Raw genomic sequence first — 13,231 nt, 5'->3', positions numbered from 1 at the left:
AGAAATAACTTGAAGAAGCGAAGCGTGCGCCTAAAAGCTTTCTGAAAGAAAGCTGCATCGGAAGCATATGCTATCCCCGGATTTTCCCCTTTTTAAGAATAATTAAAAAAATCTGGGGATAACAGCGATCGGAAAGTTGTTCTGACATCGGAGTGCAAGTGTAAATTCATAAGGAGTGAAGCGGATGAAGTGGTTAAAACGAATGAGCTCGCTGCTGCTGGCAGGAAGTCTGCTAACAAGCAGTTTAGGTCTGGGCACAGAGGTATCTGCTGCGGGAGCGTATACGGCTGTTGCCGATCCATCGAAGCAATATCAGACGATGGAAGGATGGGGAACATCTCTCGCGTGGTGGGGCAAAGTGGTTGGAGAATATTCCAATCGGGATGAGTATGTGGAGAAAATGTTCAACGCGAATACCGGACTGGGGCTGAACATCCTGCGGTACAATATTGGAGGCGGGGATAATCCATCGTCCAATATCCTTGAATATCGTAAAGCCGTTCCTGGTTACCAGCCTTCTCCCGGCGTGTATGACTGGAATGCAGATGCAAACCAACGATATATGCTGCAAGCTGCCAAAGCTCAAGGCGTGAATATCATCGAAGCTTTTGCGAATTCCGCACCTTACTGGATGACGATCAGTGGCAATGTGTCCGGTTCGGCCAATGGTGGTAACAACCTCAAGCCCGATTACTACGATGATTTTGCCGATTACTTAACTGAGGTTGTGAAGCATTTTCGGGATAACTGGGGGATCACATTTGATAGCGTAACTCCGCTGAATGAACCGATCTCAACGTGGTGGAAGCAGGGCAATGACCAAGAGGGCATGCACTTTGACCGGGCGGATCAGAACACGATTCTGAGTCAGGTACAAGCTTCGTTGAATGCAAAGGGCCTGTCCACAAAGCTGAGCGCACCGGAAGAATACAGTATCGATGATACGAATGTGTCGTTCAACAGCTACAGCAATGCGGTTAAATCAGCAATCACTCAGATCAACACCCATACGTATGGCGGAAGCAATCGTACTGCTTTGCGTAACACAGCGACGTCTGCGGGCAAACATCTGTGGACCTCTGAATATGGAGATGGAGATGCAAGTGGACTTACGATGTCACGGACCATCCTCAAGGATATTCGCAATATGGGCGCAAGTGGATGGGTGTATTGGCAAGCCGTGGATAGTGCAGAAGGATGGGGATTCTTCAAGAACGTGTTGAACAATACGCAAACGACCAGTTACACCGTGAACCAAAAATATTATGTCATGGGCAATTACAGTAAATTTATTCGTCCTGGATACAAGATTATCGGCATGAGTGATGCCAATACCCTTGCAGCTTATGATGCAGCTTCCGGCAAAGTAGTGCTGGTTACAACCAATTCGGAATCGACGGATACAACGGTAACCTATGATCTCAGTCGGTTTACTAACACAGGCACGTCTGCTCAAGTATATCGGACCTCTTCAACGGAGAAGTTGCAGCAACTGACCAATATTTCGGTGCAAAACAAAACCTTTACCGCTACGGCCAAGGCCAATTCGGTCACAACCTACGTCATTTCCGGTGCAACTTATAATGGCGGTACAGGATATGAATCCGGGGCCATCTACAAATTAATCAACCGCAACAGTGGACTTGCACTCGATGTTAACGGTGCTTCTTCTACGGGTGGGGCAACAATCATTCAGTGGAATGATAATGGAGCAGCTAATCAGCAATGGAAGCTGGAGTCGGCAGGTAACGGATATTACAACATTCGCAATGTAGGCAGTGGGCTTTTGCTGGATGTGAATTCGGGTTCCACACAAGGCGGAGCCGCTCTGATTCAGTGGCAGGATAACGGGGGCAACAATCAGCAATGGCTGCCAATTGATGTGGGAGGATATGTGGTACTTGCGAATCGAAATAGTGGCCTGACGGTTGACATCAATCAAGGTTCTCTAACCGCAGGTGCCTCCACGATTCAGTGGGCCGACAATGGCGGAGCCAATCAGCAATGGAGCCTAGTCAAAGTTAATTAGTATGAGTACGCATGAATTAAACGTTATTACGTGTCCTTTTTTCTTGGAGGTGCAGTGCTCTAAGCAACAACACTGCACCCTCTAAGAAAGTAGCTATTTTAGAAATACATATGTTCATCCACCCGACTGGCACTTAACGAAAACGGGATAGGGCGAACCTGCTAATATCCTGATCCGTGTGCCCCGTTTGCACCAAGTCGGATAGAATCTGCCCAATTGCACTTGCAAACTTGAAGCCATGACCGGAGAAACCGCCTGCGAGCCACACACGTTCATGGGCAGGGTGTCGGTCGATAATAAAATCTTCATCCGAAGTGAATTCATACTTGCATACACTACCACGCTTCAATTCTCCTGCTGCCTGAGGCATATGAAGTTCGAGCAGCCTGCGCAGATCCCCCTCGTCCGTTTCTTCCGTACCAAAAGGAGCCATTGTACTTCCTGGTGTCCACACCTGACCCGTATCATGACGACCCATCTTCAGACCTGATCCGCCAATGCTTGGAAATCCATAATATGTACCTTCTTTTCCCGCCAGTGTAAAACCAGGGAAGTTTGCCTCGCCGTATAAGGCTTCTGGTGCATCAAACCATCCAACCGTTTTACGCACTGCCTGAATGGGGAGATCCACGAAAGGTTTTAATGTCTGAAACCAGGCGCCAGCGCTCAGGATGATTTTATTCGCGTGGTATGTCTCGCCACCTGAAGTCTGAACTGCCACGGAATGTGGTTCGTATTCGATATGCTTCACCCGTGTGTGTGTTAACAAGGTGGCACCATGAGCCTCGGCTGCCTTGCGAAAGGCACGAATACAGGGTTCACTGTACAAATAACCCGCATCAGGCTCATACATGCCCTCGTAATGTTCAGGTACTGTAATACCTGGCCAGCGTTTCATTACCTCGGCTGCGTGCAACGTTTCATACCGAATGCCTGCATCATCTGCATGGCTCAATCGGTTGTGGAAGGAGTGAATCTCCGGATCGACTACATTCAATACACCGGATGGAACAAAAAGTTGGTCTCCAGTCGTTTCCTCCAGCTCGTGCCATAACTTCTGTGCAAGTAATGCCATGGCAATATAGTCAGGCCCACCACTGTACACATGGCGCATCAGTCTGGTATCCCCATGATGACTTCCTTCCGTATGCGGAGGATCAAAGGCATCAATTAATAAAGTTTTGCATCCACTGCGCGATAGATAATAACCTGCACTCATGCCCATGGAGCCGGCTCCAACGATAATAACGTCATATGATTGTGTGATAATAGCACGTCCTCTCCTATGTATCTTTTCTACAGTAATGCCTTAATAGAACATATTAATAGTAAAAGCTTGATGAAGGCAAGTGTAGTAAAATGGACTTCTACAATGAATGTTGCAAAGGAGACCTCGTATGAGTGAGCAATTTACGTTTGATCTATTTCCATTAATTCAGACAGAACGATTCATTCTCCGGTCAGCAGAGGCTGGGGACAGCCATGATCTGCTCGCGTTATATTCCGATGAAGCTGTGGTTCAATATATGCCATTCACTCCCTTTGAATCCGTGGAGGATGCACAGGGTGAGATGAACTGGTATACGAAGATTTTCAAGGAACACACGGGTTTACGCTGGATGATTGAAGACCGTGAAACTCGTAAAGTGATCGGAACCTGTGGGTTCCTGAACTATGAAGATGTACATAACCGTGCAGAGATTGGATACGACTTGCGTTCCTCTTTCTGGGGCCGCGGTGTTATGACTGAAGTGGCCCGTGCTGTGTTACATTTTGGATTCACAAGCATGCAGCTCAACAAGATCGAAGCAAAGGTTGAACCGGAGAACGAGGCGTCGATTCGCCTGTTAAATAAGCTTGATTTTCAACAGGAAGGTGTACTGCGGCAGCATGAGTTTGAGAAAGGCAGATATATTGACCTTGCGATGTTCTCTAAGTTACGAAGCGAAATATAGGCAAACTCGCCCCATAAGGATTCCAATGACTCCATCTCATTCCAGAGCCTTAAGGCTTGTCCCTCTGAATGAGCCCATGCTATATTGGAGAGATGTGAGGAGATGAGGATATGAAGCTGGTGTCCTGGAATGTGAATGGCTTAAGGGCATGTGTGACCAAAGGATTCATGGATTATTATCAGGAGAGTCAGGCGGACATTTTCTGCCTTCAGGAGACCAAATTGCAAGCCGGACAGATTGAGATGGACCTGGGGGAAGATGTTTATCAATATTGGAATTATGCGATCAAAAAAGGATATTCCGGTACGGCTGTATTTAGCCGAATCAAGCCTATATCCGTTCGTTACGGGATGGAGGAGGACAGCGAGCCGGAAGGACGGATGATTACACTGGAGTATGATGAGTTTTATCTGGTGAACGTCTATACCCCTAACGCGAAGCGGGATCTGACCCGGCTGCCTTATCGTCTGGAATGGGAGGATCGATTCCGGGGGTACATTCTGCAATTGGAGCAGACTAAGCCGGTTATCGTCTGTGGTGACCTGAATGTGGCTCATCAGGAGATTGACCTGAAGAATCCGAAGCCCAATCTGGGCAATTCCGGATTTACCCTTGAAGAGCGTGGCAAGATGACTGATTTGCTTGCTTCCGGGTATGTAGACAGCTTCCGTCATCTGTATCCGGATCGTACGGATGTATACAGCTGGTGGTCTTATATGCCGAAGGTTAGAGAACGGAACGTGGGCTGGCGCATTGATTATTTTCTAGTATCCAATCAATTGGCACCTAAGGTGGCAGATGCGCATATCGACTGCCACGTGATGGGCAGTGATCATTGCCCGGTGGGTCTTACGTTGCAACTATAGGTAAGGATCATCGTGAGATAGATTGAGGTAAGAGTTTTAGAAAACAAGTATAGATGAACTGCAAGTTTCCTGAATGGGAGATTTGCAGTTTTTTTTGCGTTACAGGTAGGGGAGGGACACTGGACTTTGGTTGGGGAAAGAACTGGACTCGGGATTGTTTCAATCGCGCTATTTCTTGGGTACGATTGAAGCATACATATATAGATGAACCTTTGGGGTAAGGGGTAGAGAAGATGAAGAAGGGGTTACGGAGAGGGTTAAAAGTGCTGGGAGGCATCATGCTTGCCACAGGACTTTTGCTGCTGGCAGGTACAGCGTATGAAGCGTATCAATCCACGCAGGATATGAAGTCCTATCCCCCGCCAGGCAAGTATTATGAAGTGAGTGGTCGCAACATGCACCTCTACACCGCTGGCAAAGGAGAGGTAACCGTGGTGTTTGCCTCAGGCTGGGGTACACCCAATCCGTATGTGGATTTCAGTCCGCTATATGACAAATTGAAATCACAGGTGAAAATTGCGGTATATGACCGGTTCGGGTATGGATATAGCGACTATACGGATGAACCCCGTGATGTCGATACCATCTCGGAAGAGATTCACCAATTGCTGCGAACATCCGGTCAACGTCCACCTTACATCATGGTCGGTCACTCCCTGGGTGCGCTGGAGACACTGCGGTTTGCGCAAAGGTATCCTGATGAGGTGGCTGGCATGGTCATGATCGATGGCGGAAGCCCGGAGTATTACAGTCGTGCGGAGCTGGATACACCGGAATGGATGATGGATTGGTCCCGTTTTCTCGTGAAAACAGGCATCGCACGAACGTTGTTGCAATCGGATCGCATGATGGCATCTCTGGTCATTGACCCAAATCTGGTAACGGAACCGATGAAAAAAGCCGTCACGATATCCACGCTGAGACATGCGTACAATGACAATGTCATGGAAGAGGTTCGGAATTCCAGAACAAATGCAGCGTGTGTGCTTGAGAACAAAACGAAGTTTGGCTTTCCCCTGACGATCCTGACAGCCGGTTCGGAGGAGTCGGATGAGGACAGTCATGCATGGCAGGCCGACCAAGTGAATTTTGCTTCATGGTCAAGACACGGAACACAGCTGACGGTTCCACAAGCGACACACAGTATCCACAACAGTCAACCGGATATTGTCGCTGCCGAGATCATGAAATTAGTGACACCGTCCAGTGACCTATGAGTAACATGATCCCACAAACACATGATGAACAGGATGAGGAGGAGGGATGGATGAAAAAGTTTAGAGTGATCACCCGCTTCTTGTCCATTCTCGTAGCCAGTTGTCTATTGTCTTTAAGTGTATTATCTGTATCTGTGATATGGGTTAAGAATAACGTTCATGCCGTGCCTGTAATCCAGTCGTTTGAACGTGATTAGCACATAAAACGAAGAGGAAGGAGTGGTAATGGATGGTGAAGAGAAGGAAATATGTATTAGCCTGTGCGGCACTGGCGATGATGGTGGCCTTGAGTGCTTGCAGCAGCGCGGCAGATGAACCGAGTGATACTGAGAAGGTGGATACTGAAGTTTCCTCTGGAACTGGTGAACAAGCGACTGATGAAGGTGCAAGCGAAGCAACAACAAGTGCAGTGACCGAAACGGAGGGTACGACTGCACCAACCGACTCGGACTCGGATAATAGTGAGGAAGCCGCTGCTGGAACCAATGAGTTGCCAGAGAACTTGCCAAGTGATTTCCCATTACCGGAAGATGCAACGATTCGTTTAGCCAATTCTGGTGAGAACGAAGGCAAGCAATCGGCCATGGTGATTTTCTCCACTGAACAAGATATGAAAACCGTATCCCAGCTGTATAAAGATTACTTCAACGCCAAAAAGTTGACGGATGCAGGTCAGACGATCGATGACAAAAATATTATTATTCAGGGAACTGACCCGGATACGCAGGATGTCTGGTCCTTGATTGGAGGAACATTGGCAGGGCAGGAAGGCGTCATTGAACTGACGTTGACCTGGACAGAAGCAGAAGCATAAGATATTGGCTATTGTTCTTTTCTGCTTTCTTTCTTCCTGAAATAACGAATGAACGCCATAATACCTTGCATACGGAGCCGCATTATTGCTGCACCGCTGCAAGGTATTTTTATTTCGAACTGGAAACCTGACAGGTTACATGGTATGTTATATCATTATAAACAGAGTAATAGACAACTATAGAAGAAGACAGGAGAGGATTGAACATGATTAGAGTGGGTATTGTTGGTTACGGTAACTTGGGTAAAGGTGTAGAGAAAGCCATTTCCCAGAACGAGGATCTGGAACTGATTGCTGTGTTTACACGTCGTAATCCGGAGCAGATGGTCGCTGAAAGCACAGAAGTACGTTTTGAGCATATCTCTGCAGCGGAGCAATACATAGGCAAGATTGATGTTATGATCCTCTGTGGTGGTTCTGCAACCGACCTTCCAGAGCAGACACCAGCCATCGCCAAGTTGTTCAATACGGTAGATAGCTTCGATACACATGCGAAGATTCCTGAATTCTACAAAGAAGTTAATGCTGCGGCAGAGCAAGGCGGTCACGTAAGTGTCATTTCCACAGGTTGGGACCCAGGCTTGTTCTCCATGAACCGTCTGCTTGCACAGTCCATCCTGCCAGAAGGAAAAGAGTACACGTTCTGGGGCAAAGGTGTGAGCCAAGGCCACTCGGATGCTATTCGTCGTGTTCCAGGCGTTAAGGCGGGTGTACAGTATACTGTACCTGTTGAAGAGGTAATCAACCGTATTCGTGCAGGGGAGACACCAGAGCTGTCTACACGCGAGAAACATCTGCGTCAATGTTATGTGGTAGCAGAAGATGGTGCTAATCAGGATGAGATTCGTGAAACGATTGTGTCGATGCCTAACTACTTTGCAGATTACGATACAACTGTAACGTTCATTACCGAAGAAGAATTGAAATCCGAGCATGAAGGTATGCCTCATGGTGGATTTGTAATTCGCAGTGGGGTTACAGGTGCCGGTCAAAAGCAAATTATTGAATTTGGTCTGAAACTCGACAGCAATCCTGAATTTACAGCGAGCGTACTTGTAGCGTATGCCAGAGCCGCACAACGCTTGAGCGTGGAAGGACATAAGGGCGCGAAGACGGTATTTGATATTCCGCTCGGTCACTTGTCTCCGAAATCGGCTGAAGATCTTCGTCGCGACTTGTTATAATTCTGATTCGTTCCAGTGATTACTATAACAAACAGCTCGTCCTTGGATGTATAGGACGAGCTGTTTTTTTTGGCTGTTGCTGTATACGATTCATAGATTCATATGAATTGGCAGGTACTATATTGCCTGTATCCCTGCTTATGCTCTTGCGGAAATGGCACCCTACACCCAGTGTGAGGGAATGTTAAGATGATCCGGCAACTTGGTATTCACATTACCTTTGGCTGCATTAATCTGGGATTGCGTCAGGAAGATGCCACCTCTCAGGTCTGCATCGCCCAGATCCGTATCCCGCAAGTCCGCGCCAATCCAATCCGCATTTCGTGTATCTGCATTTCGGAGATCGGCTGCAATCATTAAAGCCCCTCGGAAGCTTGCGCCCCGCAGGTCAGCTCCTTTTAAATTGGCACCAAAAAAGTCACTTCCGGTACGTTTTTTACTCTTCTTCGACTTCCCTTGTCCATGAGCGGTGGGTGGCACATTCGCGCGTACCATCTCACTTGCCTGGACCAAGAGTTGATTCACACTGGACCGATAATTGGCGATGTCGAGACGGAGAAGTGCCGCAGGCTCCAGATTGCTCAAGCGCTCAATCTCCTCATATAACTCACCAAATGCCGAGTGAAGGGATGACGTCTCCGGTCTCATCATCATTTCCTTCATATAACTGAGCAACTCGTGAAGTTGTCGCAAGGCAGGCAGACAATCGAACATCTCGTTTGCAGACTCTGGATGATCACGCCAATCTTTGCCCGCGTAGGTCACTTGGGACAGCTTCTGTCCAGCTCCGAAACAGTCGTATACCGTGCAACCTTTGAACCCTTTCTGCCGAAGCTGGGTATGGATACCGCAGCGATTGTCCGTGCGCAGATTGGGACAGGGTGTGCCGCTGGCTTTATCAAAAGCAAAGTCAGATGACTTGCCATAGGGCAAGGCAACACAGCACAGGCCAAAACATTGCTCACAGTCTGCGCTAAGATGAGGACTCGCAGTGCTGGCAAATGGTTGGTTAGACAATGTAAACACTTCCTTATAATAGTACAAATAGATGGAATTACGTCAGTACCACTTTACCATTGCCTTGCGATTAGAGCAATTGACAAGGAAAAAAGGGCAGTTACCCAAAAAGATGGGAACGCCCTTTGATCGTGGAGAATCACGTATTTAAATTAAACTACACCTTGAGCAATCATGGAATCCGCTACCTTGAGGAAACCGGCGATATTCGCTCCGGCTACGAGGTTGCCTTCACAGCCATACTCTTCTGCAGCTTCTACACAGCTGGTGTAGATGTTCTTCATGATGTCATGCAGCTTGGCGTCTACTTCTTCAAATGACCAGGACAACCGCATGCTGTTCTGTGACATTTCAAGAGCAGACACGGCTACACCTCCGGCATTAGCCGCTTTGGCTGGACCGAACAGCACGCCTGCACCGTGGAAGACGTCAATGGCAGCCAGGGTGGAAGGCATATTCGCGCCTTCGCCAATGGCCTTCACGCCACCTTTAACCAGCAGGGCCGCAGCTTCTTCATCGATCTCATTTTGCGTTGCACATGGAAGAGCAATATCACAAGGGATAGACCAGATGCCTTCACAGCCTTCGGTATATGTAGCATGCGGGTGTTCTTTGATGTATTCGCTGATGCGAAGACGATCAACCTCTTTCAGACGTTTCACGGTATCCAGGTTGATGCCTTGTGGATCGTGTATGTAGCCACCTGAGTCACTACACGCCACGACTGTAGCTCCAAGCTCCTGTGCCTTCTGAATGGCATAGATGGACACATTACCAGAGCCAGAGACAACGACTGTGCTGTCTTGGAAGCTCAGCCCCTTGGATTGCAGCATCTCCTTCACGAAGTACACACAGCCGAAGCCAGTCGCTTCCTTACGTGCCAAGCTTCCTCCGTACAGCAGTCCTTTACCTGTCAACACGCCTGCTTCATGCCCGCCATGGATACGTTTGTATTGGCCGAACATGTAACCGATTTCCCTTGCGCCTACACCAATGTCACCTGCCGGTACATCCGTATCGGAACCGATATATTTGTACAGCTCTGTCATGAAGCTTTGTGTGAAACGCATGACTTCCAGATCCGATTTTCCTTTGGGATCGAAGTCAGAACCGCCTTTACCACCGCCAATAGGCAGACCGGTCAAAGCATTTTTGAAGATCTGTTCGAAGCCAAGGAACTTGATGATGCCCGAGTATACAGAAGGATGGAAGCGAAGTCCGCCTTTGTAAGGGCCAATGGCACTGTTGAATTGCACCCGGAATCCACGGTTAACCTGAACTTTGCCCTGATCATCTACCCATGGGACACGGAATGTGATTACACGTTCGGGTTCAACAAGCTGTTCCAACAGACTATGGTTCTTATACTTGGGATGTGCTTCAATAACAGGAATAAGGGAATCCAGAATTTCTTTGACAGCCTGATGGAACTCATCTTCGTGCGGATTTCTGGCGACAACCGACTCATAAACGGAATGAACATATTCTGCGGCAGTAACTTGAACGGACTCTGTAGTTTCTTTTGTTATCGTGGACACTTTTTCGATGCACTCCTTTATTGTGTTAAAGTCTGTAGAGGCTTATTTGCATAAATTGAATAAAAGTTTGTAGTTAAATATACAGGAAAGCAAATAAAAATACGAGATGAAAATTCATAAAATGTTTTTTATGCAGTAATTAAAATGTTCTATGGATCTATCATATGATGTGAAGAATTAAGTTATTAAATGGAAGATATGACCACAAATGATAATAAAAAAGCAAGTTAGACGAATATACTGGATTAAAATATTAGTTTTGGTAAGATGGTAAGAAGGTCTCGTATCCCGGGGTCTTTTTATAATAAAGAAGGAGGAAAACAAGATGATGAAGAGAAACATGCCAATCAACATGGAGAACAAGGCTTGTATAGGGGGTGAAATCTATTATGAACCATAGGACTTCCCGCCATAATTGCAGAGAGAAGCTGGTGAGCCAGCTATTTACATTCGGTGAAGAGAAAAGAACATTTCTCGACGCCTATTTCGACGTGCGCGATCCAGAGCGGATACAATTGGAAAAACAATTGTCGGCATATAAGGAGTTTGTGGAGAAACTGCTCCTGGGCCCGGATGAAGATCTGGACTCGGCGGTACTGATCGGTAGTCATATTGATTTTGAATATATCGATTTTCATACGTCTGATTCGTTCATGATTGTCATGCCAGAAGATACGGATCCGGATGAGGGCCGTATTTCCTTCCTCTCTCCCGTAGGAAGTCAATTACTGCTTGGCAGTGTAGGGGAAATTAGGTCTGTTCATACACCATCAGGTTCCATGAGAATACGCATTACGGGGATTGAGCTGAGGAGCGAAACCTTGAACGAGCCGGCCCTAGGGGGTGCAGATCATGCACTTTAAAGAGACAGACTTACCAGGGATTGGACGTAAATACTGGCTGCATACCCGTAGTGGTGAGCACTTGGTCATTGTGATTCATAACGACGAGCGACGTGACTTGTTCCATATGGAGTCAGGGGATACGCCTGAAGAGGTGGGTGATATGGTATCTCTTGTCACCCTGGACGATGATGAAGCCCGGGCGGTAGCCGCCATCGTTGGTGGTATGACCTATAAACCGAAGTTTCAGGATGAGCGTGAAGTGATGCTTGAAGGGCTGTTAATTGAATGGCTGCGAATTGAGCCTCACGCCGCAAGCGTAGGCATGACGATTGGTGAACTGGATATCCGTCAGGCTACGGGCGCCGTAATTCTCGCTGTTGTGACCAAGGATAAGGAGAAGCATTTTAATCCAGGCCCGGATTATGCTTTTACCGCTGGAGCTACAATTGTAGTTGCCGGTGAACGGAATCAGATCAAACATCTCAAACAATTGTTGACTGATGGACGGACTTAGCCTATGGATATGCTCATATTCGAAGTGGGAATTGCCGTTGCGCTGATTACACTTACTGGGCTGATATCTTCACGATTACGATTTTCGGTCATTCCTTTCTATATCCTGATTGGTATGGCTGTTGGACCACATGCACCACAGATCGGCATAGTGGATTTACGTTTTATCGAAAGTTCGACCTTTATTGAATTTATGGGCAGGCTTGGCATTTTGTTTTTGTTATTTTATTTGGGTCTGGAGTTTTCGGTCTCCCGTTTATTAAAGTCTGGTAAAGCCATTCTGACCGGGGGCATGTTCTATGTTGGTCTGAATTTTGTCTCTGGATTGCTGTTGGGGTGGTTCATGGATCTGCCCCTTCAGGAGACACTTGTTGTCTGCGGGATCATGACTAGCTCTTCTACAGCGATTGTAGCCAAAGTGCTCGTTGATCTGAAACGCACGGCAAACCCTGAAACAGAGATTATTATGGGCATGATCATGTTTGATGACTTGTTCATCGCGATTCATATCTCTATCCTGACTGGGCTTGTGCTCAGCGGGGCAACTTCATTCTTAAGTGTTCTGCTAGTATCGCTGTCTGCCCTGCTGTTTATTGTGCTGTTCCTGATTATTGGCAGGAAAAGCATCAAATATATTGATAAGGCACTGAATATCAAGTCATCAGAGTTGTTTCTGCTTACCGTCATGACACTGCTCTTCCTGGTGGCTGGTTTCTCAGAGACACTGCATGTAGCAGAAGCCATTGGAGCATTGATGATGGGGCTTGTGTTGGGCGAATCAAGACATGTGAGTCGGATTGAACATCAGATCATGCCTTTCAAAGATTTTTTTGGTGCAATTTTCTTCTTCAGTTTTGGCCTGACCATCGAGCCGGCTTCACTTGGCGGAGCTGTTGGGATGACGATTATTGCCGTTATTCTGACGATTGCTAGTAACTATGGTGCAGGTATGATCGCTGGCAGACTGGCTGGAATGAGCCCTAAAGCATCATTGAATGTGGGCTTTACCCTGGTCTCGCGGGGCGAATTCTCGATTATCATGGCGAACATCGGCAAGGCCGGAGGGCTGATGGCATCCATCCAATCGTTTGCCGTGTTGTATGTGTTAATTCTGGCTGTGCTGGGGCCTATCCTGACAAAAGAATCTCCGCGGATTTACGCATCGTATGAGCGACTAAGGAAGCGGATGAAACGAAGGGAAACGGGTTGAGTCAAACGCTGGCTGTCCTTGGACAGACCGGGTATTCTGATCG

At 47.3% G+C, this 13,231-nt stretch carries 13 protein-coding genes; 10 read left to right on the top strand and 3 right to left on the bottom strand.

Translation table 11 applies throughout. The features are described from left to right. Positions 1–184: 184 nt before the first annotated feature. Positions 185–2,029, top strand: a complete 1,845-nt coding sequence (locus tag MHI12_RS22405) for an RICIN domain-containing protein (RefSeq protein ID WP_405170371.1) — start codon at positions 185–187, stop codon at positions 2,027–2,029. A 133-nt stretch (positions 2,030–2,162) separates the two neighbouring features. Here the strand turns inward: MHI12_RS22405 and solA are convergent, their stop codons facing one another. Beyond that, a complete protein-coding gene (solA, locus tag MHI12_RS22400) occupies positions 2,163–3,296 on the bottom strand; it encodes an N-methyl-L-tryptophan oxidase (RefSeq protein ID WP_405173036.1) in 1,134 nt (377 codons plus the stop codon). A gap of 130 nt (positions 3,297–3,426) precedes the next feature. On the opposite strand from solA, the gene MHI12_RS22395 reads away from it, so the two are divergent. From MHI12_RS22395 to MHI12_RS22370, 6 genes are all read left to right on the top strand, one after another. Further along, on the top strand, positions 3,427–3,984 hold the full coding sequence (locus MHI12_RS22395) for a GNAT family N-acetyltransferase (RefSeq protein WP_405170370.1): 558 nt from the start codon (positions 3,427–3,429) through the stop codon (positions 3,982–3,984). A gap of 110 nt (positions 3,985–4,094) precedes the next feature. Beyond that, positions 4,095–4,850, top strand: coding sequence for an exodeoxyribonuclease III (locus tag MHI12_RS22390; protein WP_315370838.1), 756 nt, complete (start codon positions 4,095–4,097; stop codon positions 4,848–4,850). 233 nt (positions 4,851–5,083) lie between these two features. After that, positions 5,084–6,067, top strand: coding sequence for an alpha/beta fold hydrolase (locus MHI12_RS22385; RefSeq protein ID WP_405170369.1), 984 nt, complete (start codon positions 5,084–5,086; stop codon positions 6,065–6,067). Between the two features lie 50 nt (positions 6,068–6,117). After that, complete coding sequence (locus MHI12_RS22380) at positions 6,118–6,264, top strand: hypothetical protein (protein WP_165980244.1); 147 nt, start codon at positions 6,118–6,120, stop codon at positions 6,262–6,264. 32 nt (positions 6,265–6,296) lie between these two features. Continuing rightward, positions 6,297–6,881, top strand: a complete 585-nt coding sequence (locus MHI12_RS22375; protein WP_405170368.1) for a hypothetical protein — start codon at positions 6,297–6,299, stop codon at positions 6,879–6,881. 206 nt (positions 6,882–7,087) lie between these two features. Next, positions 7,088–8,065, top strand: a complete 978-nt coding sequence (locus MHI12_RS22370; RefSeq protein ID WP_405170367.1) for a diaminopimelate dehydrogenase — start codon at positions 7,088–7,090, stop codon at positions 8,063–8,065. A gap of 162 nt (positions 8,066–8,227) precedes the next feature. Here the strand turns inward: MHI12_RS22370 and MHI12_RS22365 are convergent, their stop codons facing one another. Continuing rightward, positions 8,228–9,082 carry a pentapeptide repeat-containing protein gene (locus MHI12_RS22365; RefSeq protein ID WP_100529198.1) on the bottom strand — a complete coding sequence of 285 codons (855 nt, stop codon included), beginning with the start codon at positions 9,080–9,082 and terminating at the stop codon, positions 8,228–8,230. Between the two features lie 152 nt (positions 9,083–9,234). Beyond that, a complete protein-coding gene (gene gdhA, locus MHI12_RS22360; RefSeq protein ID WP_210436950.1) occupies positions 9,235–10,620 on the bottom strand; it encodes an NADP-specific glutamate dehydrogenase in 1,386 nt (461 codons plus the stop codon). A gap of 389 nt (positions 10,621–11,009) precedes the next feature. Here gdhA and MHI12_RS22355 point away from each other — a divergent pair, with 389 nt between their 5' ends. The 3 genes from MHI12_RS22355 to MHI12_RS22345 are packed head-to-tail and all read left to right on the top strand — an operon-like array spanning position 11,010 to position 13,188. Then, a complete protein-coding gene (locus MHI12_RS22355; protein ID WP_341008418.1) occupies positions 11,010–11,483 on the top strand; it encodes a GreA/GreB family elongation factor in 474 nt (157 codons plus the stop codon). After that, positions 11,473–11,979, top strand: a complete 507-nt coding sequence (locus tag MHI12_RS22350; RefSeq protein ID WP_036617317.1) for a cation:proton antiporter regulatory subunit — start codon at positions 11,473–11,475, stop codon at positions 11,977–11,979. Before MHI12_RS22355 ends, MHI12_RS22350 begins: the two co-directional genes overlap by 11 nt. A gap of 3 nt (positions 11,980–11,982) precedes the next feature. Further along, on the top strand, positions 11,983–13,188 hold the full coding sequence (locus tag MHI12_RS22345) for a cation:proton antiporter (protein WP_076216431.1): 1,206 nt from the start codon (positions 11,983–11,985) through the stop codon (positions 13,186–13,188). Positions 13,189–13,231 lie beyond the last annotated feature (43 nt).

The sequence above is a fragment of the Paenibacillus sp. FSL H8-0280 genome (genome assembly GCF_045040665.1).
GTDB classification, from domain to species: domain Bacteria; phylum Bacillota; class Bacilli; order Paenibacillales; family Paenibacillaceae; genus Paenibacillus; species Paenibacillus xylanexedens_A.
This window is presented reverse-complemented; position numbering and strand designations above follow the sequence as displayed.